Origin of the sequence: Nitratidesulfovibrio liaohensis, from assembly GCF_011682075.1 — a bacterium.
Taxonomy (GTDB): Bacteria; Desulfobacterota; Desulfovibrionia; order Desulfovibrionales; family Desulfovibrionaceae; genus Cupidesulfovibrio; species Cupidesulfovibrio liaohensis.
Window position 1 is genome coordinate 13,447 of the sequence record NZ_VSMK01000813.1, and the last position, 18,866, is coordinate 32,312.

Annotated in this window: 31 protein-coding genes; 1 reads left to right on the forward strand and 30 read right to left on the reverse strand. The window is 61.9% G+C overall.

What is annotated here, in order from left to right:
• Positions 1 to 2: 2 nt before the first annotated feature.
• The 29 genes from rpsK to rpsL all read right to left on the reverse strand — a co-directional run bounded on the left by rpsK (position 3) and on the right by rpsL (position 15,791).
• Positions 3 to 392, reverse strand: a complete 390-nt coding sequence (rpsK, locus tag FVW27_RS20400; protein ID WP_007521058.1) for a 30S ribosomal protein S11 — start codon at positions 390 to 392, stop codon at positions 3 to 5.
• A 151-nt stretch (positions 393 to 543) separates the two neighbouring features.
• A complete protein-coding gene (gene rpsM, locus FVW27_RS20405; protein WP_012611260.1) occupies positions 544 to 912 on the reverse strand; it encodes a 30S ribosomal protein S13 in 369 nt (122 codons plus the stop codon).
• A 17-nt stretch (positions 913 to 929) separates the two neighbouring features.
• Positions 930 to 1,043, reverse strand: coding sequence for a 50S ribosomal protein L36 (gene rpmJ / locus FVW27_RS20410; protein WP_007521055.1), 114 nt, complete (start codon positions 1,041 to 1,043; stop codon positions 930 to 932).
• An 85-nt stretch (positions 1,044 to 1,128) separates the two neighbouring features.
• A complete protein-coding gene (gene map / locus FVW27_RS20415; protein WP_167128954.1) occupies positions 1,129 to 1,923 on the reverse strand; it encodes a type I methionyl aminopeptidase in 795 nt (264 codons plus the stop codon).
• A gap of 1 nt (position 1,924) precedes the next feature.
• Complete coding sequence (gene secY / locus FVW27_RS20420) at positions 1,925 to 3,238, reverse strand: preprotein translocase subunit SecY (protein ID WP_167128957.1); 1,314 nt, start codon at positions 3,236 to 3,238, stop codon at positions 1,925 to 1,927.
• A gap of 3 nt (positions 3,239 to 3,241) precedes the next feature.
• Complete coding sequence (rplO, locus tag FVW27_RS20425; RefSeq protein WP_012611257.1) at positions 3,242 to 3,691, reverse strand: 50S ribosomal protein L15; 450 nt, start codon at positions 3,689 to 3,691, stop codon at positions 3,242 to 3,244.
• Positions 3,691 to 3,861: a 50S ribosomal protein L30 gene (gene rpmD / locus FVW27_RS20430; protein ID WP_035063968.1), complete on the reverse strand. Its 171-nt coding sequence runs from the start codon at positions 3,859 to 3,861 to the stop codon at positions 3,691 to 3,693. The genes rplO and rpmD overlap by 1 nt, the downstream gene beginning before the upstream one ends.
• A gap of 9 nt (positions 3,862 to 3,870) precedes the next feature.
• Positions 3,871 to 4,362, reverse strand: coding sequence for a 30S ribosomal protein S5 (gene rpsE, locus FVW27_RS20435; RefSeq protein WP_167128961.1), 492 nt, complete (start codon positions 4,360 to 4,362; stop codon positions 3,871 to 3,873).
• An 18-nt stretch (positions 4,363 to 4,380) separates the two neighbouring features.
• Entirely contained in the window at positions 4,381 to 4,740 is a 360-nt protein-coding gene (gene rplR, locus FVW27_RS20440; RefSeq protein WP_007521046.1) for a 50S ribosomal protein L18, read from the reverse strand.
• A gap of 14 nt (positions 4,741 to 4,754) precedes the next feature.
• Positions 4,755 to 5,291, reverse strand: coding sequence for a 50S ribosomal protein L6 (rplF, locus tag FVW27_RS20445; RefSeq protein ID WP_035063962.1), 537 nt, complete (start codon positions 5,289 to 5,291; stop codon positions 4,755 to 4,757).
• A 9-nt stretch (positions 5,292 to 5,300) separates the two neighbouring features.
• Positions 5,301 to 5,681 carry a 30S ribosomal protein S8 gene (gene rpsH, locus FVW27_RS20450; protein WP_167128964.1) on the reverse strand — a complete coding sequence of 127 codons (381 nt, stop codon included), beginning with the start codon at positions 5,679 to 5,681 and terminating at the stop codon, positions 5,301 to 5,303.
• Between the two features lie 18 nt (positions 5,682 to 5,699).
• Positions 5,700 to 5,885 (reverse strand): type Z 30S ribosomal protein S14, encoded by a 186-nt coding sequence (locus FVW27_RS20455; RefSeq protein WP_007521040.1) that lies wholly within the window; start codon positions 5,883 to 5,885, stop codon positions 5,700 to 5,702.
• Positions 5,886 to 5,897: 12 nt separating this feature from the next.
• Positions 5,898 to 6,437 (reverse strand): 50S ribosomal protein L5, encoded by a 540-nt coding sequence (rplE, locus tag FVW27_RS20460; RefSeq protein WP_007521038.1) that lies wholly within the window; start codon positions 6,435 to 6,437, stop codon positions 5,898 to 5,900.
• A gap of 11 nt (positions 6,438 to 6,448) precedes the next feature.
• On the reverse strand, positions 6,449 to 6,772 hold the full coding sequence (rplX, locus tag FVW27_RS20465) for a 50S ribosomal protein L24 (protein WP_167128968.1): 324 nt from the start codon (positions 6,770 to 6,772) through the stop codon (positions 6,449 to 6,451).
• Positions 6,773 to 6,782: 10 nt separating this feature from the next.
• Positions 6,783 to 7,151 carry a 50S ribosomal protein L14 gene (gene rplN / locus FVW27_RS20470; RefSeq protein WP_007521033.1) on the reverse strand — a complete coding sequence of 123 codons (369 nt, stop codon included), beginning with the start codon at positions 7,149 to 7,151 and terminating at the stop codon, positions 6,783 to 6,785.
• Between the two features lie 9 nt (positions 7,152 to 7,160).
• Complete coding sequence (gene rpsQ, locus FVW27_RS20475) at positions 7,161 to 7,427, reverse strand: 30S ribosomal protein S17 (protein WP_007521031.1); 267 nt, start codon at positions 7,425 to 7,427, stop codon at positions 7,161 to 7,163.
• 4 nt (positions 7,428 to 7,431) lie between these two features.
• The gene (gene rpmC, locus FVW27_RS20480; RefSeq protein WP_007521028.1) at positions 7,432 to 7,617 is read right to left on the reverse strand and encodes a 50S ribosomal protein L29; all 186 of its coding nucleotides are present in this window, start codon (positions 7,615 to 7,617) and stop codon (positions 7,432 to 7,434) included.
• A 1-nt stretch (position 7,618) separates the two neighbouring features.
• Complete coding sequence (gene rplP / locus FVW27_RS20485; protein ID WP_012611251.1) at positions 7,619 to 8,032, reverse strand: 50S ribosomal protein L16; 414 nt, start codon at positions 8,030 to 8,032, stop codon at positions 7,619 to 7,621.
• A complete protein-coding gene (rpsC, locus tag FVW27_RS20490) occupies positions 8,032 to 8,673 on the reverse strand; it encodes a 30S ribosomal protein S3 (RefSeq protein WP_007521024.1) in 642 nt (213 codons plus the stop codon). Before rpsC ends, rplP begins: the two co-directional genes overlap by 1 nt.
• Positions 8,674 to 8,676: 3 nt before the next feature.
• The gene (gene rplV / locus FVW27_RS20495) at positions 8,677 to 9,015 is read right to left on the reverse strand and encodes a 50S ribosomal protein L22 (RefSeq protein ID WP_035063955.1); all 339 of its coding nucleotides are present in this window, start codon (positions 9,013 to 9,015) and stop codon (positions 8,677 to 8,679) included.
• Between the two features lie 12 nt (positions 9,016 to 9,027).
• The gene (gene rpsS / locus FVW27_RS20500; RefSeq protein WP_007521020.1) at positions 9,028 to 9,309 is read right to left on the reverse strand and encodes a 30S ribosomal protein S19; all 282 of its coding nucleotides are present in this window, start codon (positions 9,307 to 9,309) and stop codon (positions 9,028 to 9,030) included.
• Positions 9,310 to 9,318: 9 nt separating this feature from the next.
• Positions 9,319 to 10,149: a 50S ribosomal protein L2 gene (gene rplB, locus FVW27_RS20505; RefSeq protein WP_012611249.1), complete on the reverse strand. Its 831-nt coding sequence runs from the start codon at positions 10,147 to 10,149 to the stop codon at positions 9,319 to 9,321.
• Between the two features lie 3 nt (positions 10,150 to 10,152).
• Positions 10,153 to 10,443 carry a 50S ribosomal protein L23 gene (rplW, locus tag FVW27_RS20510; protein WP_012611248.1) on the reverse strand — a complete coding sequence of 97 codons (291 nt, stop codon included), beginning with the start codon at positions 10,441 to 10,443 and terminating at the stop codon, positions 10,153 to 10,155.
• 11 nt (positions 10,444 to 10,454) lie between these two features.
• Positions 10,455 to 11,075: a 50S ribosomal protein L4 gene (rplD, locus tag FVW27_RS20515; protein ID WP_167128971.1), complete on the reverse strand. Its 621-nt coding sequence runs from the start codon at positions 11,073 to 11,075 to the stop codon at positions 10,455 to 10,457.
• Between the two features lie 18 nt (positions 11,076 to 11,093).
• Positions 11,094 to 11,723, reverse strand: a complete 630-nt coding sequence (rplC, locus tag FVW27_RS20520) for a 50S ribosomal protein L3 (protein ID WP_012611246.1) — start codon at positions 11,721 to 11,723, stop codon at positions 11,094 to 11,096.
• A 12-nt stretch (positions 11,724 to 11,735) separates the two neighbouring features.
• Positions 11,736 to 12,053 carry a 30S ribosomal protein S10 gene (gene rpsJ, locus FVW27_RS20525; protein WP_007521013.1) on the reverse strand — a complete coding sequence of 106 codons (318 nt, stop codon included), beginning with the start codon at positions 12,051 to 12,053 and terminating at the stop codon, positions 11,736 to 11,738.
• Positions 12,054 to 12,839: 786 nt separating this feature from the next.
• Positions 12,840 to 14,915 (reverse strand): elongation factor G, encoded by a 2,076-nt coding sequence (fusA, locus tag FVW27_RS20530; RefSeq protein ID WP_167128974.1) that lies wholly within the window; start codon positions 14,913 to 14,915, stop codon positions 12,840 to 12,842.
• 18 nt (positions 14,916 to 14,933) lie between these two features.
• Positions 14,934 to 15,404, reverse strand: coding sequence for a 30S ribosomal protein S7 (rpsG, locus tag FVW27_RS20535; protein ID WP_012611244.1), 471 nt, complete (start codon positions 15,402 to 15,404; stop codon positions 14,934 to 14,936).
• A gap of 15 nt (positions 15,405 to 15,419) precedes the next feature.
• Positions 15,420 to 15,791 carry a 30S ribosomal protein S12 gene (gene rpsL, locus FVW27_RS20540; RefSeq protein WP_007521010.1) on the reverse strand — a complete coding sequence of 124 codons (372 nt, stop codon included), beginning with the start codon at positions 15,789 to 15,791 and terminating at the stop codon, positions 15,420 to 15,422.
• A gap of 1,049 nt (positions 15,792 to 16,840) precedes the next feature.
• Between rpsL and sat the strand changes: the two genes are divergently transcribed.
• Positions 16,841 to 18,127, forward strand: a complete 1,287-nt coding sequence (gene sat, locus FVW27_RS20545; RefSeq protein WP_167128977.1) for a sulfate adenylyltransferase — start codon at positions 16,841 to 16,843, stop codon at positions 18,125 to 18,127.
• Positions 18,128 to 18,304: 177 nt separating this feature from the next.
• Here the strand turns inward: sat and FVW27_RS20550 are convergent.
• The coding region (locus tag FVW27_RS20550) for a M48 family metallopeptidase (protein ID WP_167128981.1) at positions 18,305 to 18,866 on the reverse strand (562 nt) is incomplete at its 5' end.

Consider the following 18,866-nt stretch of genomic DNA (forward strand, 5'->3'; position numbering starts at 1 on the left):
AACTAGACGCGGCGCCGCTTGGGCGGACGGCAGCCGTTGTGGGGAATCGGGGTGATGTCACGGATGAAGGCGACCTTGAAGCCCGCGGCATTGACTGCGCGCATGGCGGCTTCACGGCCGGAGCCGGGGCCCTTGACGTAGATGCCCACGGTACGCATGCCGTGATCCTGGGCACGCTTGGCCGCCTGTTCGGCAGCCACCTGCGCGGCGAACGGGGTGCTCTTGCGCGAGCCCTTGAAACCGCTCTGCCCGGCGCTGGCCCAGCTGATGGTGTTTCCCCGCGTGTCCGTGAAGGTCACGATGGTGTTGTTGAACGTCGCCTGAATGTGAACAATCCCGACCGGGACGTTCTTCTTCTCTTTCTTTTTGACCGTACGCTTGGGTCTTGCCATGACTTACTCTCTGCGGACTAGAATTAGGGGGCTTGCAGCCGGAACCTCAAAACGAGCTCAGTCATGACAGAGCCGTGCCGCGCTGGCCACCGGGAAATTTGCTTGCCCTGGCGACGCAGGTGAGATTCCACGCCTTTGTGCTAGCCTTGGATTACTTCTTCTTGCCGACAGCGCCGCGACGCGGGCCCTTGCGGGTGCGGGCGTTGGTATGGGTGCGCTGACCGTGAACCGGCAGACCGCGACGATGGCGCAGGCCGCGGTAGCAGCCAATGTCCATCAGACGCTTGATGTTGCTGGAAATCTCACGCCGGAGATCGCCTTCAACCTTGTGGTTCTGCTCGAGTTCCTTACGGATTTCGTTAACTTCGTCGGCGCTCAGGTCATCGATGTTCCGGCTCCAGTCAACGCCGGTAACATCCAGAATCTGAAGCGCGGTAGTGCGCCCGATACCGTAGATATAGGTAAGGGCGATGTCAACGCGCTTGCCACGGGGCAGATCGACACCTGCAATTCTGGCCACTGTTTACTCCTGACGGCTTAGCCCTGGCGCTGCTTGTGCCGGGGGTTGTCGCAAATGACCCTGAGAATGCCCCGGCGGCGGATAACCTTGCACTTGGGGCACATCTTCTTGACGGAAGGCCTGACTTTCATGTTCGACTCCGTTGTTTGTCTTTGGCCCGACATGACGGAAGAGCAACGTCGGAACAGGGGTGCATATCACCCCCACCGGCGTCCGTCAACCGGCAAGTCGCGCCGCCTCTGCCTGCGACAGGCTGAGAATGATCGGCCCGTCCGGCGTGATGGCCACGCTGTGTTCGAAATGGGCCGACAGCTTGCGGTCGCGGGTGACCGCGGTCCAGTTGTCGGCAAGGATTTCCACCTCGTACGTCCCCACCGTGACCATCGGTTCGATGGCCAGCACCATGCCCGGCTTCAGGGGAACGCCAGGCATGCCGCGCGGCACGAAGTTGGGTATTTCGGGCTTTTCGTGCAGCGACCGGCCAATGCCGTGCCCCACGAACCTGCGCACCACCCCGAAACCGGCAGCCTCGACATGCCGTTGCACGGCCGCCGAGATGTCGTACAGGGTGTTGCCCACCCGCGCCTCGGCGATGCCCTCGAAGAGCGATTCGCGCGTAACGCGGATGAGGCGCGCGGCCTCGTCGCTCACCGTCCCCACCGGATAGGTGCGGGCGGAGTCGCCGTAGAAGCCGTCGTACACGACGCCCATGTCGAAGCTGACGATGTCCCCTTCCTGGAGAATCCGCTTCGTCGAGGGAAAGCCATGCACCACCTCTTCGTTCACCGAGCAGCACAGGGCAAACGGAAATCCGTGATAGCCCTGAAAGGCCGGGCGGACGCCGTGCTTGCGGCATTCCGCCTGGGCCAGCTCTTCGAAATGCATCGTCGAAACGCCCGGGCGAACGTGTTCGCCAAGGACGTCCAGTATCGCGGCAACGATTCGATTGGCCTCCCGAAGGAGGCCAATCTCGTTGTCATTCTTGATGAAGACTCCGCGGAACTTCTTCAACTCACTGCCGTCCCTTGATGCGGGTCTTGTTCATGAGACCCTCGTACTGCCGTGAGATCAGGTGCGATTCCACCTGCGACATGAAGTCCATGGCCACGCCCACGAGAATCAACACGCTGGTGCCGCCGAAATAGAACGGCACGTTGAACTGCGCGATGAGGATCATGGGCAGGACGCAGATTGCGGATATGTAGATGGCCCCCCAGATGGTCATCCGGGTAAGCACTCTGTCGATGTACTGCCGGGTCTTGTCCCCGGGGCGGATGCCGGGGATGAACCCGCCGCCCTTCTTCAGGTTTTCGGCGATGTCCTTCGGGTCGAAGATGATCGCCGTGTAGAAGAAGCAGAAGAACACGATGAGGCTGATGAACAGGATGTTGTACATCACCGTATGCGGCGCGAACCACGAGGCCACGTGCTTCAGCGTCTCGTTGGCCGAGAAGCTGGCGATGGTCGCGGGGAACAGCAGCAGCGACGAGGCGAAGATGGGCGGAATGACGCCCGCCGTGTTGATGCGCAACGGCAGATGCGTGCTCTGCCCGCCGAACATCTTACGGCCAACCTGTCGTTTGGCGTAATGGATGGGAATGCGCCGCTGCCCGCGTTCCATGAACACGATGCAGCCAAGCACCACCGCCATCAGCGCCAGTACCAGAATCGCCGTGAACACGCTCATGTCGCCAGCCTTGATCAGCTGGGCCGACTTGACTATGCCGCCGGGAATGCCGGCGACGATGCCCGAGAAGATGATCAGCGAAATGCCGTTGCCGATTCCCTTCTCGGTAATCTGCTCGCCAAGCCACATGATCAACACGGTGCCGGCGGTCAGGGTTGCGATGGTGATCATCCGGAAGCCCCAGCCCGCATCCAGCACCACGGGCGCGCCCGCGGGGCTGTGCATGTTTTCCAGGCCCACGGCGATGCCGAAGCCCTGGATCACGGTGATGAGCACCGTGGCGTACCGGGTGTACTGGGTGATCTTGCGGCGGCCCGCCGCCCCCTCCTCCTTGGACATCCGCTTCAGTTCAGGGCTTACGACCTGCAGAAGCTGGATGATGATGGAGGCGGAGATGTAGGGCATGATACCGAGGGCGAACACCGACAGATTGCGGAGCCCGCCCCCGGAGAACATGTCGAAGAGGCCGAAAAGGGTGTTCTGGACGCTGGCGAAGAAATCGGCCAGCGCTCCGGAATCCACCCCGGGAACCGGGACGTGAACCCCGATGCGGTATGCGGCCAGCAACAGGAACGTCCAGAAGAGCTTCTTGCGAAGCTCCGGCAGACGCGCCAGGTTTTCTACACCACTAAGCGCCACGGCTTACCCTTCCAGTGCCTTGGCTTCGCCACCGGCGTTGCGGATCTTTTCGGCAGCGGAAGCGCTGAACTTGTGCGCTTCCACCGTAAGGGCCACGCTGACTTCGCCCACGCCGAGAATCTTCACCGAGGCGCCAGCCTTGCACAGGCCGCGCGCGTAGATGTCTTCCAGCGTGATGTCGGTCTTGCCTTCGAAGGACGCCACGAGGCGATCGAGGTTGATCACTTCGTAGGTTGCCTTGAAGGGAGCGTTCTTGAAGCCGCGCTTGGGCAGACGACGCTGCAGCGGCATCTGGCCGCCTTCGAAACCGGGGCGGACACCGCCACCAGCGCGGGCGTTCTGGCCCTTGTTACCCTTGCCGGAGGTGCAGCCGAGCCCCGAACCGGAACCGCGGCCCACGCGCTTGCGCGATGCCCGTTCCTCGGCGAACGGATAGAGTTCGTGCAGTCTCATTATTCACTGACCTCGACCAGGTGCTTTACTTCGGCGATCATGCCGCGAATGGCGGCATTGTCCTCAAACGACTTCTCGCAACGGATCTTTCGCAGGCCAAGCGCGTCAAGAACCTTGCGCTGCTTGGGGTTGCAGCCGATCCAGCTGCGTACGAGCTTCACCTTGATCATGATTGCGTCCTACTTTCTGGGCGCTTCGAGCTTCATGCCGCGAAGCTGGCTCACGTACTCGGCGCTGCGCAGCGAGGTAAGCCCCGCCATGGTGGCGCGCAGCACGTTGTGCGGGTTGTTGGTGCCGATGGCCTTGGCAAGCACGTCGGTCACGCCCACGGCTTCCATGACGGCGCGCACCGCACCACCGGCGATGATGCCGGTACCCTTGGAGGCGGGCTTCAGCATGACGCAGCCGGCGCCGAACTCGCCCTGGATTTCGTACGGAAGGGTGCCGTCCACCAGCGGAATCTGGACCATGTCCTTCTTCGCGCGTTCGGTGGCCTTGCGCAGGGCTTCCGGCACTTCCTGGGCCTTGCCGAGGCCGAAGCCCACGGCGCCCTTGCCGTCGCCCACGACAACGAGGGCGCTGAAGCTGAAGCGGCGACCGCCCTTCACAACCTTGGCAACTCGGTTAAGGTAGACAATCTTCTCTACCAACCCGAACTCATTCTGTTCCATGCCAGTACCTACCACCCGTTAGAATTCCAGGCCGCCCTCACGGGCACCGTCGGCAACAGCCTTGATGCGCCCGTGATACAGGTAGCCGTTACGGTCGAACACCACGCGCTTGATGCTCTTTTCGCCAGCAAGACGCGCGATTTCCTTGCCCACCAGTTCCGCCCCGGCCTTGTTGCAGTGCGCCCCGGCCTGGGCCTTGCCGATGGCAAGGGTGGAGGTGGCAACAAGCGTGGCACCGGTGGCGTCGTCCACGATCTGGGCGTAGACGTGCAGGTTCGAGCGGTAGACAACCAGCCGGGGACGCTCGGTGCTCCCGGCGATCTTCTTGCGAATGCGGACTTTGCGCCGCTTTCTGGCATCGTTCTTGGTCATCGTCATTTTCTCATACCTGCCTATTTGCCACCAGACTTGCCGGCCTTGCGGCGAATCTGCTCGTTGTCGTACTTGATGCCCTTGCCCTTGTAGGGTTCAGGCTTACGCACGCGGCGGATGCGTGCGGCGATCTCGCCGACCACTTCCTTGCTGTTGCCCGAGATGGTCAGCTTCTGGCCTTCCACCTTGGCTTCGACGCCTTCGGGCATTTCCATGATGACCGGGTGCGAGAAACCGACCGCGAGTTCCACAAGATTGCCCTTCACGGCAACCTTGTAGCCGACGCCGATGACTTCCAGGGTCTTGGAGAAGCCCTTGGTCACGCCCTGGATGCAGTTGGCAAGCAGGGTGCGGCGCAGGCCGTGCTGAGCACGGGCGGTACGGGTTTCGGTGGCGCGGGTGATGACGACATGGCCGTCTTCCACCGCGTAGTTCAGTTCCGCGTGGGTGGGGGTGACAAGCACGCCCTTCGGGCCCTTGACCTCGACGGCTTCGGTCCCGACCTTCACTTCAACGCCGGAAGGAATGGCGATGGGGAGTTTACCGATTCGCGACATGTCCGTACCCTACCAGATTTCGCAGAGCAGTTCACCGCCGACCTTGCGGTCGCGGGCCTGCGTGCCCGCAAGGACACCGCTGGAGGTGGACAGGATGCAGATGCCAAGGCCGTTCTGGACCTTGGGGATGTCGGAGGAACCGACATACACCCGGCGGCCGGGCTTGCTCACCCGCTTCAGGCCGGAAATGACCGGCTTGCCTTTGAAATACTTGAGGGAGATCTTGATCTCGGCCTCTTCCATCGCGACATCTTCGATGTAGCCTTCCTGCTTCAGGATGGCAGCGATGGATTCCTTGATCTTCGAGCGCGGCACACTCACTTCCTTGTGCAGGGCCAAGTGTGCGTTGCGGATACGCGTAAGCATATCAGCAATAGGATCAGTCAGCATTCCTTACTCCTTGGTGACTTACCAGCTCGACTTGCGAACGCCGGGCAGTTCGCCGCGCAGGGCCATGTTGCGGAAGCAGATACGGCAAAGACCGAACTTGCGCATGTAGGCACGCGGGCGGCCGCAGACCGGACAACGGTTGTAGGCGCGTGCGGAGAACTTGGGCTTGCGCTGCGCCTTCACTTCAAGCGATGTACGAGACAAAGCCGTTTCTCCTTACTTCTTGAAAGGCATGCCGAGCTGGTCGAGCAGCAGCTTGCCTTCCTTGTCCGTCTGGGCAGTGGTAACGATCGTGATGTTCATCCCCTTGGGGTTGTCAACGCGATCCACTTCCAGCTCGGGGAAAATGGTGTGTTCCTTGATGCCCAGGGTAAAATTGCCCCGGCCATCGAAGCCACGGTCCGGAATCCCTCTGAAGTCGCGCACGCGGGGCAGCGCGAAGTTCATCAGCTTGTCCAGGAAGTCCCACATGCGTTCCTTGCGCAGCGTCACGCGGCAGCCGATGGGCATGCCTTCGCGCAGCTTGAACGACGCGATGGACTTCTTTGCGCGGGTCACGACGGCCTTCTGCCCGGCGATAGCGGTCAACTCCTTGATGGCTTCTTCCATCAACTTGTTGTTCTGGCTCGCGGCGCCGAGGCCGATATTCAGAGAGACTTTTTCAATCCCGGGAACCTGCATCGAAGAAGTGTAGTTGAACTCCTTCTGCAATACCGGAACCACTTTCTCGCGGTATATCTGTTCAAGACGCGTCATCGTCTCTCACCCTATCCAATGATTTCGTTGCACTTCTTGCAGAAGCGAACTTTCTTGCCGTCCTCGGTGTAGCGGTAGCCCACCTTGGTGGCCTTGGCGCACGCATCGCACATCACCATCACGTTGGAGATGTCAACAGGCATCTCCTTCTCGATGATGCCGCCCGGCTGCTGCCGGTACGGATTGGCGCGCATGTGGCGCTTGACCATGTTGACCTTCTCGACAAGCACTCCGTCCTTCTTGGGAAGAACCTTCAGCACCTTGCCGATCTTGCCCTTGTCCTTGCCGGCGATGACGACCACTTTGTCGTCCTTGCGGATGCGGAACTGTTTCATTTGTGGGCTCCTAGAGCACTTCGGGCGCCAGCGAGACGATCTTCATGAAGTTCTTGCCGCGCAGTTCACGGGCAACGGGGCCGAAGATGCGGGTGCCCACCGGCTCGCCCTGCTTGTTCAGCAGAACGGCCGCGTTGGAATCGAACTTGATGTACGAACCGTCGACGCGGCGAACTTCCTTGCGGGTGCGCACGATGACGGCCTGCATCACGTCGCCCTTCTTCACCTTGCAGTGCGGCAGGGCTTCCTTCACGGAAACGACGACGATGTCGCCCACGGTGGCGTAGCGGCGCTTGGAGCCGCCGAGCACCTTGATGCACGCGACTTTCTTCGCACCGGAATTGTCCGCCACCTGCAGCGTGGATTCTACCTGGATCATCGCAAACCCCTACACGGCTTTTTCGAGAATGGAGACCAGATGCCAGCGCTTGTTGCGGCTGAGCGGACGGTACTCGATGATCTTCACCTTGTCGCCGATGCCGCACTCGTTCTGGGGATCGTGAGCGGTGAACTTGTTGCGGCGGCGCACGTACTTCTTCAGCAGGGGATGCTGCACCAGCGTCTCGACGCGGACGACAATGGTCTTGTCGTTCTTGTCGCTGACGACGATCCCGGTGAGCACCCTGCCCTTGCGGTTCATCAGTTCTTCGGACATGGGCTTACCCCTTTTCCTTCAGGATGGTCAGAATCCGGGCGATCTCGCGCTTGGTCGCCGGGAGGTTGGAGGTCTTCTCCAACTGCGCGGTGGCGTGGCGGAAGCGCAGATCGAACAGTTCCTTGCGGGATTCGGCCAACTTGTCCTTGAGCTGTTCAGCGCTGAGCTTTCTCAGTTCTGCGGCGTTCATTCTAGAGGCCCTCCCGCACGACAATGGTCGTCTTGATGGGGAGCTTGTGGGCGGCGCGGGTCAGAGCTTCCTTGGCCAGCTCCAGGCTGACGCCCTTGATTTCGTAAAGCACGCGGCCCGGCTTCACCGGAGCGCACCAGCCCACCGGGGCGCCCTTACCGGAACCCTGGCGGGTTTCGAGGGGCTTGGCGGTGACCGGATGGTCGGGGAAGATGCGGATCCAGACCTTACCGCCGCGCTTGATGTGGCGCATCATGGCGATACGGGCGGCCTCGATCTGCTGGCTGGACAGCTTGCCGTGTTCTACTGCCTTAAGACCGATATCACCGAAGGAGACAGTGGCGCCGCGGGTGGCCATGCCACGCAGACGGCCCTTCTGCCACTTGCGGAATTTAACCTTTCTGGGGCTCAGCATTACTGTTCTACCTCGTTGTCCAGAATTTCACCCTTGAAAATCCAGACCTTGACGCCGATCACCCCGTAGGTGGTGCGGGCCTCGGCAAAACCGAAGTCGATGTCGGCACGCAGGGTCTGCAGGGGCACCCGACCATCGCGGTACCATTCGGTACGGGCGATTTCGGCCCCGGCGAGGCGGCCGGAACAGGTCACCTTGATGCCTTCGGCGCCGAACTTGCGCGACATGGACACCGTGCGCTTCATGGCGCGACGGAAGGCCACGCGGCGTTCAAGCTGCAGCGCGATGTTTTCGGCAACGAGCTGGGCTTCCACTTCAGGGCGGCGGATTTCGTTCACTTCAATGGAGAACTCGCGCTTGAACTTCTTGCGCAGGTCGCCACGCAGCTTTTCGATTTCCACGCCCTTGCGCCCGATGACGATGCCCGGACGCGCGGTGGAGAGGATCAGCCGCACCTTGCCGCCGGCGCGCTCGATCTCGATCTTGGAAAGACCGGCGTGGTACAGCGTCTTCTTCACGAACTTGCGGATGTTGTGATCCTCGAAGACGAAGCCGGGGTATTCCTTCTTGCTGAACCAGCGCGACTGCCAGTTCTTGTTGTACCCCAGCCGGAAGCCGTAAGGATGTACTTTCTGACCCATAACCTATTCCTGCCCTTCTGCGAGAATCACGGTGATGTGGCTGGTACGCTTCCGAATCTTGGTGGCGCGACCCTGCGCACGCGGAAGAAACCGCTTCCAGGTGGGGCCTTCGTTGATGACGATCTGCTTCACGACCATGGCGTCCACGTCGATGCCGGGCAGCTGCTCGGCGTTGGCGAGGGCGGAACGAAGCACGCCGAAGATGATGTCGGCAGGCTTGTTGGGCGTGAACTTCAGGATATTCATGGCGTCTTCGACAGGCAGCCCCTTCACGTTCTGGGCAACCAGGCGGGCCTTACGCGGCGACACACGCATGAATTTCGCGGTGGCTCTCGATTCCATCGGATTCACCCACTACTTCTTTGCTTTGCTCTTCTTGTCCGCGGCATGCCCGTAGAACGTGCGGGTCGGGGCGAATTCGCCCAGCTTGTGACCCACCATGTTCTCGGTGACGAACACGGGAATGAACTTCTTCCCATTGTGGACCGCGAACGTCAGGCCGACCATCTCGGGAGCGATGGTGGACCGACGCGACCACGTCTTGATGACGCGGCGGTCGCTGTTCGACACGGCCAATTCCACTTTCTTGATCAGATGGTCGTCGATGAACGGACCTTTCTTCAGGGATCTGGGCATGCTCTACTCCTACTTCTGACCGCGACGCTTGACGATGAGCTTCGTGGAAGCCTTCTTGCGATCGCGGGTCTTGTACCCCTTGGTGGGCACGCCCCACGGAGTCACCGGATGGCGACCGCCGGAGCTGCGGCCTTCACCACCACCCAACGGGTGGTCGATGGGGTTCATGGCGACGCCGCGGACCTTGGGACGACGGCCGAGCCAGCGATTGCGGCCAGCCTTGCCCAACGAGATGTTCTCGTGGTTCACGTTGCCGACCTGGCCGATGGTGGCGCAGCAGGCCGCAAGCACCTTGCGCACTTCGCCCGAAGGCATGCGCAGGAGGGCGTACTTGCCTTCCTTGGCCACCAGCTGGGCGTAGGTACCGGCGGCGCGGCAGAACTGGCCGCCACGACCGGGGTAGAGCTCGATGTTGTGCAGCACGGTACCGACCGGGATGCGGGCCATGGGCATGGCATTGCCAGGCTTGATGTCCGCGCCTTCGCCAGCCTGCACCATGTCGCCCTGCTTGATGCCGAGCGGGGCGAGGATGTAACGCTTCTCGCCATCCGCGTAGTGCAGCAGCGCGATGCGGGCGGTACGGTTGGGGTCGTACTCGATGTGCGCGACGGTGGCCGCGATACCGAGCTTGTTACGACGGAAGTCGATGATGCGGTACAGGCGCTTGTGACCGCCGCCGCGACGGCGCATGGTCACGCGGCCATTGTTGTTGCGACCGCTCTTCTTGGTCAGCCCCTCGGTAAGGGACTTCTCGGGCGTGCTCCTGGTGACTTCCTCGAAATCCGAGACGGTCTGGAAGCGGCGACCGGGAGATGTCGGTTTCAGCTTACGAACAGCCATTGCTTACACTCCCTCGAAGAATTCGATTTTTTCGCCGGGAGCCAGGGTCACATAGGCCTTCTTGCAGCCGGAGATCCGGCCCACGACGCGGCCCTGACGGACCTTGTCAGAAGGCTTCTTGGTGATGACGTTGACGTCGGTCACCTTGACCTTGAAGGCGGCTTCGACGGCCTTCTTGATTTCGATCTTGTTGGCCCGGGGGTTCACGAAGAACACGACCTGCTGGGCCTGTTCCTTCACGAAGGTGGCCTTTTCGGACACCAGGGGCTTCACGAGAATCTGTGTATAATCCATGACCAACCTCCCTACTTCAGCCTGGCCTGGACGGATTCGACGGCGCCCTCGAACATCACCAGCTTCGGGTGCTTCAGAATCTCGTAGACGCTGAGCTGGTCGGCGGTGATCAGGGTAATGCCGGGAATGTTGCGGGCCGAAAGGGCGAGGGTGGTATCCGCTTCGGCGGTGATCACCAGAGCCTTTTCGAGGCCCAGGGCACCGGCCACCTTGGCGAACAGCTTGGTCTTGATCTCGGGCAGTTCGATGCCCTTGACCACCATCAGGTTCTCGCCGGCAAGCCGCGAGCTGAGCGCCATCTTCAGGGCCAGCTGGCGGACCTTCTTGTTCACCTTGAAGCCGTACTCGCGGGGCTGGGGGCCGAAAATGATGGCCCCACCACGCCAGATGGGCGAGCGGTTCGAACCGGAACGTGCGCGGCCGGTGCCTTTCTGGCGCCAGGGCTTTGCACCACCGCCGGAGACGAAGGCGCGGGTCTTGGTGGCATGGGTGCCGGAGCGCAGCCCGGCGCGGTGCGCACGGACCACGAGATTGAGAATCTCAGGCTTCACCTCGACCTCGAACACCTCGGGAGCGAGCGTCAGTTCGCCGGCTTCCTTCTTGTTCTGATCGTATACTTTCACCACAGCCATGTGATCATCCTCATTTCGTTACTGCTTGCGCACCAGGACCAGGCCGTTCTTGGGGCCGGGAACGGCACCCTTCACCAGAATGACGTTGTCTTCGGCGCGGATGTCGACGATCTCGAGATTCTTGACCGTCACGCGCTCGTCACCCCAGTGGCCAGCCATCTTCTTGCCCTTGAACACGTGACCCGGGAAGGTGTTGTTACCGATGGAACCACCGGAACGATGCACCTTTTCGCAGCCGTGCGTGTCCTTGGAGCCGGCGAAGTTCCAGCGGCGCATGACGCCCTGGTACCCCTTGCCTATGCTGGTGCCGGTCACCTTCACCTTTTCGCCAGCGGCGAACAGGGACACGGTGAGTTCCTGGCCGACTTCGAATTCGGCAGGCGCTTCCAGGCGAATTTCGCGGAGGTTGCGGAAAAGACCCTTGCCTGCCTTGGCGAAGTGGCCACGGGCGGGCTTGGTTACGTGCTTTTCCTTGGCTTCCTCAAAAGCGATCTGGACGGCGTCGTAGCCGTCGGTCTCGCCGTTGCGAACCTGGATGACCGGACAGGGACCGGCCTGGATGACCGTAACAGCCACGGCGGAACCATCACTGGCGAAAATGCGGGTCATGCCGACCTTGCGACCCAGGATACCCAATTTCTCAGCCATGACTTCCTCTCACTAGAGCTTGATTTCGACGTCCACACCGGCGGGCAGGCTCAGCTTGCCCAGTGCGTCCACGGTCTGCTGCGTAGGCTCGAGGATGTCCATGAGCCGCTTGTGGATGCGCATTTCGAACTGCTCGCGCGACTTCTTGTCGACGTGCACGCTCCGGTTGACGGTGTACTTGTGAATGTTGGTGGGCAGGGGGATGGGACCAGCCACCCCGGCGCCCGTGTTGCGCGCCGTATCCACGATTTCCGCCACAGCCTTGTCGAGGATGCGGTAATCGTAAGCTTTCAGCTTGATTCTGATACGATCACTGCTAACTGTCGTCATTGTTGATTACTCCGTTATCTGGCAAACGTACCCTTGCCGTCCGACGCCTGACTGCCATGAGGTGAGAGGCAGGTGCCGTAGGCTGCAGAGTTCCTCACGTTCGGTGGCGGCACACCGAGACCCGCCATAAGCATCCGGAGCTACGCAATACCCGGACGCCGCTTCCGCGACGCGGGCACAGGTGGCATATGACGCCATGGCGGCTTGCCGTCCGGCGGGGGACGGGGGTGCCGTGATCTTCGGGGGTTCGGAGCGATTTGGAGAAAGGCGGGAGGGGGGAGCCGGCTGGCACACCCAAAGGCCTTCTCGTCGCCGCGCGGCACCGCATTCGCGGTATCCGTCCGGGAAGATCACCCATGTTGTCGCCAGCCTGGCCCAGGCCGGAGCATGCTCCGGCGAGTGCAGGTGGTCCACAGGGGTCACCGAATAGGGCGCATAGCGCCCCGCACGTACAGTACCTTACAGCCCGCCAACAAGGGGTTAACGACGGACTGGAACGGCATGACATAATTGCGGCATTCGGTAACGCCTGCAATTGTCAAAGCTTGGCTTGCGCCAAACGCATCAGGACAGGCTCGACCCGCCCTTCCCCTGCCGTTACAGGGGCCCCCGAAGCTTCGGGGATCACGTTTTTCACACCGGAGAACCGGCGCGAGAGGGTTCAATACCCCAGCCACCCGCCCCCGTCAAGAATTTTCTAAAAAAAAGAGCCCCGGGCAAACACCCGGGGCTCTGATTTCTACGGAGTCCTTTACCGATGGCTCCGGCTCTCCACGAGAGGAAGGGCTAGCCCTTCTTCTTGATCACTTCTTCGGCGAGCTGGGCCGGAACCCGCTCGTAGTGGTGGAACTGCATGGAGAAGGTGGCGCGGCCCTGCGTCTTGGAACGCAGGTCGGTGGCGTAGCCGAACATCTCGGACAGCGGCACCTGGGCACGCACGGCCTGGGAACCCACGCGGGCTTCCATGTTCTGCACGCGGCCGCGGCGGCCGTTCAGGTCGCCCATGACGTCGCCGAGGTATTCGTCGGGGGTCACCACTTCCACGTCCATGATCGGTTCAAGCAGAACCGGCGAGGCCTTGTGGATGGCGTCCTTGATGGCCATGGAGCCGGTCACGTAGAACGCCTGCTCCGAGGAGTCGACGTCGTGGTACGAACCGAACACCAGGGTGACCTTGATGTCCACGGTGGGGAAGCCAGCCAGCACGCCGCTCTTCATGGCGTCCTGGATACCCTTGTCCACCGGGGCGATGTATTCCTTGGGGATGACGCCGCCGGTGATCGCGTTCACGAACTCGTAGCCCTTGCCGGGGTTCGGTTCGATCTCGATGACCGCGTGACCGTACTGGCCACGGCCACCCGACTGCTTCACGTGCTTCATGTCCGACTTGGACGAAGACGTGATGGTTTCGCGGTACGCAACCTGAGGCTTGCCCACGTTGGCGTTGACGCTGAACTCGCGGGTCAGGCGGTCGACGATGATTTCAAGGTGCAGTTCGCCCATGCCCGCGATCAGGGTCTGGCCGGTTTCCTCGTCGCCCTTCACGCGGAACGACGGGTCTTCCTTGGCCAGCTTGGCGAGGGCGGCGGACAGCGCATCGCGGTCGGCCTTGGTCTTGGGCTCGATGGCCACTTCGATGACCGGCTCGGGGATATCCAGCGATTCGAGCACCACGGGGCGCTTTTCGTCGCACATGGTATCACCGGTGGAGGCCTGCTTCAGACCCACCACGGCCACGATGTCGCCTGCGCCCGCCCACTTGATCTCTTCACGCTTGTTGGCGTGCATGCGCAGCAGGCGGCCGACGCGTTCCTTCTTGCCGGTGGTCGAGTTCAGCACGGTCATGCCGGACTCGATGAAACCGGAGTAGATGCGGAAGAAGGACAGGTGGCCGATGTAGGGGTCGGAGAACAGCTTGAACACCAGACCGGCCAGAGGCTCCTTGTCGCTGCAGGGGCAGACGATGGTTTCCTCTTCGTTGTCCGGGTTCATGCCCTTCATCTGCTCGATGTCCAGGGGCGAAGGCAGGAAGGCGACCACCGCGTCAAGCAGCGGCTGCACGCCCATGTTGCGGAAGGCCGATCCGCAGAACACCGGAACGATGTTGCGGGCAATGGTGGCCTTGCGCACGCACGAGATGATTTCTTCCTCGGTCAGCTCTTCGCCGCCCAGGTACTTCTCGAGCAGGGCTTCGTCCTCTTCGGCCACGGCTTCGACCATGGCGAGGCGCTTTTCAAGGTACAGGTCCATCATGTCGGCGGGCACGTCTTCTTCCGTGAACTCCACGCCCTTGCTGGACTTGTCGAACTTGATGGCCTTGCCGCTGATCAGGTCGACCACGCCTTCGAACTTGTCTTCGCTGCCGATGGGCAGTTGGATGGGGATGGGCTTCGCGCGCAGGCGCTCGACCATCATGTCGACGCAACGGAAGAAGTTGGCGCCGATGCGGTCCATCTTGTTGACGAAGCAGATGCGGGGAACGCCGTAGCGGTTGGCCTGGCGCCACACCGTTTCCGACTGCGGCTCGACACCGGCGACGGCGTCGAACACGGCCACTGCACCGTCAAGCACGCGCAGCGAACGTTCGACTTCGATGGTGAAGTCGACGTGGCCGGGCGTGTCGATGATGTTGATGGTGTGGTCTTTCCAACTGCACGTGGTGGCAGCGGAAGTGATGGTGATGCCGCGTTCCTGCTCCTGCTCCATCCAGTCCATGGTAGCAGCGCCATCATGCACTTCGCCGATCTTGTGGGAAACGCCGGTGTAATAGAGGATGCGCTCGGTAGTCGTGGTCTTGCCCGCGTCAATGTGGGCCATGATCCCGATGTTCCTCTGCCGTTCGAGGGGGACGGTTCTGGACACGATGGGTACTCCGGCGCCCTACCAGCGGTAATGGGCGAAGGCCTTGTTGGCTTCGGCCATGCGGTGGGTGTCTTCCTTCTTCTTCACGGCGCCGCCGCGACTGTTGAAGGCATCGATGAGCTCGGCGGAAAGCTTCGCGGACATGCCCTTCTCGCCACGCGAGCGGGCATAGTTGATCAGCCAGCGGATGGCCAGGGAGACCTGGCGATCGGGGCGCACGTCCATGGGCACCTGGTAGGTGGCACCGCCAACGCGGCGGGCCTTCACTTCAAGGTGCGGCTTCACGGACTCGACGGCGCGTTCGAACGCCTTCAGGGGTTCTTCGCCGGTTTTTTCGCCCAGGGTTTCGAGCGACTTGTAGAACAACTTTTCTGCCACACCCTTCTTGCCGTCGTACATCAGGCGGTTGATGAAACGGGCGGCCAGCCGGCTGTTGTACACCGGATCGGGCAGAATTTCACGTCTGGGGACGGGACCTTTACGAGGCATCGAAATACTCCCTTGCTATTTGGGACGCTTGGCGCCGTACTTGGAACGGCCCTGGCGACGATCCTGCACACCGGCAGTGTCGAGGGTGCCGCGCACGATGTGGTAGCGGACACCGGGCAAGTCTTTCACGCGGCCGCCGCGGATCATGACGACAGAGTGTTCCTGCAGGTTGTGGCCTTCACCGGGAATGTAGGCGGTAACTTCGATACCGTTGGTGAGGCGCACGCGGGCAACCTTACGCAAGGCGGAGTTCGGCTTCTTCGGGGTGGTGGTGTACACGCGGGTGCACACGCCACGGCGCTGCGGGCAGGCCTGGAGAGCGGGGGTCTTCTTCCGCTTCAGCACTGCCTTGCGCTCTTTGCGAATGAGCTGGTTGATAGTGGGCATTCTGCTCCTCCGTGAAAGTGGATCGGAAACAATCGGTAAAGGCGCATGGGCATAGCCCAGCGCCTGACCGTTGTCAAGCAACATGATACGGAACCCGCCCATCACCTACGGGCAGGTTCACACCGAACACACGGTCACACGGGCTACCGGACGCGCCGCAAGCGCTCCGGTGGGGCGGGGTTCCAGCAGCCAGCATCCCCGCAAAATCGCCCACCATGGTCCTGAACCCAGTTTGTGTACTCCTTTTCCTCACGATGGACAAGTTTTTTCCACGCCCCCGGCACTGCCTTCCACACGCGTGGCCCGCACGGACCTTTTGCCGCCCCCTGCTCGGCAACCGCCCCATGGTCGGTGAGCGGACACCCTCCAGACACATATATATGAATGATGCCTTGCGCGCATCCCGCACACACCCCATCACCGAGCCCGCCCCCGATTGCCGTGCCGATGCCCCTGCCTTGCCCCTTTCGGCCGTGAGAAACGAAGCCCCCCTGCCCCTCCTTGGTCATTTTATCACAACCAAATTGGTGGACAATCGTCACTCCCGGCGAGCGCCATCAACACTTGCCAAACCCTACCCGCATGCCCAGCCGGTCTTTTCTGGCGCGGAGAAATCCATCACCAACCACCCAGAAAAACAGCATATCCGCAACAATACAGCGAGCCCCCCCCGTCAACACGCCACCTCCTCCAACAGCCTCCCGCTCCCCACGCCTGGGCACACCGCCTCCCGGCCCATTGCCGCCATTGCTCGCCATTCCAACACCGGTATGGCCGCCAGCTCCCCGGCCTTGCCCATTCCCCGTCGCCCCTGTGCCGCATGGGGCGCGGCCTGACCGAGTCAAAATCAGCGGGCTGACGCTTTTCTCCCATTTGCCGCTTGACATTATGTAAAATATTTCACAAGAGGGATGCGTGGACGGCGAGATGCACTCCCGAATGCACCGCCGCTCCCGCATGCTTCTCGCACGAGAACAGCTTTTTTCGTACGCCGCCGCCCCGATGCGGCGCGCCATGGCAACAACACATTCATTTGGAGGATGGAAGGTATGTCCAAGCTGGTTCCCCCTCATGGTGGCAAGGGCCTCGTCTGCTGCCTGCTCGAAGGCGCTGCCCGCGAAGCCGAACTCAAGAAGGCCGCCGGCCTGAAGCAGATCGAAATCAGCTCGCGCACCAAGGGCGACCTCATCATGATGGGCATCGGCGGCTTCTCTCCGCTGAACGGCTTCATGAAGAAGGCCGACTGGAAGAGCGTCTGCGAAAAGATGACCACCGCCGACGGCACCTTCTGGCCCGTGCCGGTGACCATGGACATCTCCAAGGAAGACGCCGCCGCCGTCAAGGTGGGCGACGAAGTGGCCTTGGTGCGTAAGGGTGAAACCTTCGCCACCATGAAGGTCGAAGAAATCTACGAAATGACCGAAGCCGACAAGAAGTGGGAATGCGAGCTCGTCTTCAAGGGCGAAGGCCCCGACTCCCAGAAGTTCTGGGAAGTGGCGCTCGAAGACCACCCCGGCGTGAAGATGGTCATGGAACAGAAGGAATTCAACGTCGCCGGTACCGTGAAGGTGCTGTCCGAAGGTGACTTCCCCACCAAGTTCGCCGGCGTGTACAAGCGCCCCGCCGAACTGCGCGCCGAAATGGAAGAACGCGGCTGGGCCAACGTTGCCGCCCTGCAGCTGCGCAACCCCATGCACCGCTCGCATGAATTCCTGGCCAAGATCGCCATCGAAGTGTGCGACGGCGTGGTCATCCACTCCCTGGTGGGCGCCCTGAAGCCCGGCGACATTCCCGCCGAAGTGCGCGTGAAGTGCATCGACACCCTGGTCGAAAAGTACTTCGTGAAGCAGAACGTCATCCAGGCCGGCTACCCCCTGGACATGCGTTACGCCGGTCCCCGCGAAGGCCTGCTGCACGCCACCTTCCGCCAGAACTACGGCATCAACCGCATGATCATCGGCCGTGACCACGCTGGCGTGGGCGACTTCTACGGCATGTTCGAAGCCCAGACCATCTTCGACAAGATCCCCTACGTCAACGAAGCCTGCCCCGAACCCGGCAAGGCCCTGATCTGCACCCCGCTGAAGATCGACTGGACCTTCTACTGCTACAAGTGCGACGGCATGGCCTCTCTGCGCACCTGCCCGCACGGCAAGGAAGACCGGGTCATCCTGTCCGGCACCAAGCTGCGCAAGGCCCTGTCCGACGGCGCCCCCGTTGCCGACCACTTCGGCCGCGACGAAGTGCTGGAAATCCTGCGCGCCTACTACGAAGGCCTGACCGAAAAGGTCGAAGTCAAGATGCAGCAGGCTGCTTCCGGCTCCGTGATGAAGTAGGCCCCGGCCACTTCAACGCTCGCCACATCGGGGAGGCGCCGCAAGGCGCCTCCCTTTTTTGCGCGGAATTCCGGGCTGGCACAGCCTCAACGCTGTCCCCATGAAAATGAAGGCGCGGCCCCCAGCCGGGGGCCACGCCGATGTGCGTCATTAGATATCAGGGCAATGGGTACAGTGCTAGCGTGCCCACCACGGCACATGCGACCACCCGGAGCGCAGCCCCTCTCGCCACAGCGCGGCATCGGGGTCCACCTTGTCCAGCAGGGCATGAAAGCGTGATGAATGGTCCAGGTGCACGGTGTGGCAAAGCTCGTGCAGCAACACGTGGCGGGCCAGTTCGCGCGGCAGGAACAGCAGGCTGGCATTGCAACTGATGGTGCCCCGGGCGGAACAACTGCCCCAACGGGTCTGCTGCATGCGCACCACACAGCGTTGGTAGTGGAATCCGTGCTCCACCGCCAGCCCGTGCAGCCAGGGCGCAAGTTTTCGTCGACCCACGGCACGCAACCAGTCGCGCAAGAGGTCCACGGCCACGCCGTCACCAGCCCCGCCTTCAGGCACGCGCAGGCGCAGGGCGGCGTCAACCTCGCGCAATTCCGGGCGCATGCCCGGCGCAAGGGGAGCGCGAATCACGGCATAGCGCGCCTGCACCGCAGGCAGGAGCACCTCGCCGGGCACGCTGCGGATGCCGTCCGGCCCCAGGAACGCCCCACCGCCGGGAAGGATGGTGCCAGTATCC

Excerpts from the sequence above, each read along its gene's own strand:
- rplR (WP_007521046.1), bottom strand. The coding sequence starts at position 4,740 with ATGACGATGACCAAGAACGATGCCAGAAAGCGGCGCAAAGTCCGCATT.
- rpsL (WP_007521010.1), bottom strand. The coding sequence starts at position 15,791 with ATGCCCACTATCAACCAGCTCATTCGCAAAGAGCGCAAGGCAGTGCTG.
- rplV (WP_035063955.1), bottom strand. The coding sequence starts at position 9,015 with ATGGAATCGAGAGCCACCGCGAAATTCATGCGTGTGTCGCCGCGTAAG.
- rplO (WP_012611257.1), bottom strand. The coding sequence starts at position 3,691 with ATGAGACTGCACGAACTCTATCCGTTCGCCGAGGAACGGGCATCGCGC.
- rpsJ (WP_007521013.1), bottom strand. The coding sequence starts at position 12,053 with ATGACGACAGTTAGCAGTGATCGTATCAGAATCAAGCTGAAAGCTTAC.
- rpsK (WP_007521058.1), bottom strand. The coding sequence starts at position 392 with ATGGCAAGACCCAAGCGTACGGTCAAAAAGAAAGAGAAGAAGAACGTC.
- rplD (WP_167128971.1), bottom strand. The coding sequence starts at position 11,075 with ATGGCTGTGGTGAAAGTATACGATCAGAACAAGAAGGAAGCCGGCGAA.
- rpsC (WP_007521024.1), bottom strand. The coding sequence starts at position 8,673 with ATGGGTCAGAAAGTACATCCTTACGGCTTCCGGCTGGGGTACAACAAG.
- rplX (WP_167128968.1), bottom strand. The coding sequence starts at position 6,772 with ATGAAACAGTTCCGCATCCGCAAGGACGACAAAGTGGTCGTCATCGCC.
- rplW (WP_012611248.1), bottom strand. The coding sequence starts at position 10,443 with ATGGATTATACACAGATTCTCGTGAAGCCCCTGGTGTCCGAAAAGGCC.
- rpsE (WP_167128961.1), bottom strand. The coding sequence starts at position 4,362 with ATGGAACAGAATGAGTTCGGGTTGGTAGAGAAGATTGTCTACCTTAAC.
- rpsH (WP_167128964.1), bottom strand. The coding sequence starts at position 5,681 with ATGCTGACTGATCCTATTGCTGATATGCTTACGCGTATCCGCAACGCA.
- rplP (WP_012611251.1), bottom strand. The coding sequence starts at position 8,032 with ATGCTGAGCCCCAGAAAGGTTAAATTCCGCAAGTGGCAGAAGGGCCGT.
- rpmD (WP_035063968.1), bottom strand. The coding sequence starts at position 3,861 with ATGATCAAGGTGAAGCTCGTACGCAGCTGGATCGGCTGCAACCCCAAG.
- rplE (WP_007521038.1), bottom strand. The coding sequence starts at position 6,437 with ATGACGCGTCTTGAACAGATATACCGCGAGAAAGTGGTTCCGGTATTG.
- rpsQ (WP_007521031.1), bottom strand. The coding sequence starts at position 7,427 with ATGTCCGAAGAACTGATGAACCGCAAGGGCAGGGTGCTCACCGGGATC.
- rpsG (WP_012611244.1), bottom strand. The coding sequence starts at position 15,404 with ATGCCTCGTAAAGGTCCCGTCCCCAGACGTGAAATTCTGCCCGATCCG.
- rpsS (WP_007521020.1), bottom strand. The coding sequence starts at position 9,309 with ATGCCCAGATCCCTGAAGAAAGGTCCGTTCATCGACGACCATCTGATC.
- rpmC (WP_007521028.1), bottom strand. The coding sequence starts at position 7,617 with ATGAACGCCGCAGAACTGAGAAAGCTCAGCGCTGAACAGCTCAAGGAC.
- sat (WP_167128977.1), top strand. The coding sequence starts at position 16,841 with ATGTCCAAGCTGGTTCCCCCTCATGGTGGCAAGGGCCTCGTCTGCTGC.
- rplC (WP_012611246.1), bottom strand. The coding sequence starts at position 11,723 with ATGGCTGAGAAATTGGGTATCCTGGGTCGCAAGGTCGGCATGACCCGC.
- rpmJ (WP_007521055.1), bottom strand. The coding sequence starts at position 1,043 with ATGAAAGTCAGGCCTTCCGTCAAGAAGATGTGCCCCAAGTGCAAGGTT.
- rplB (WP_012611249.1), bottom strand. The coding sequence starts at position 10,149 with ATGGCTGTTCGTAAGCTGAAACCGACATCTCCCGGTCGCCGCTTCCAG.
- rplN (WP_007521033.1), bottom strand. The coding sequence starts at position 7,151 with ATGATCCAGGTAGAATCCACGCTGCAGGTGGCGGACAATTCCGGTGCG.
- rplF (WP_035063962.1), bottom strand. The coding sequence starts at position 5,291 with ATGTCGCGAATCGGTAAACTCCCCATCGCCATTCCTTCCGGCGTTGAA.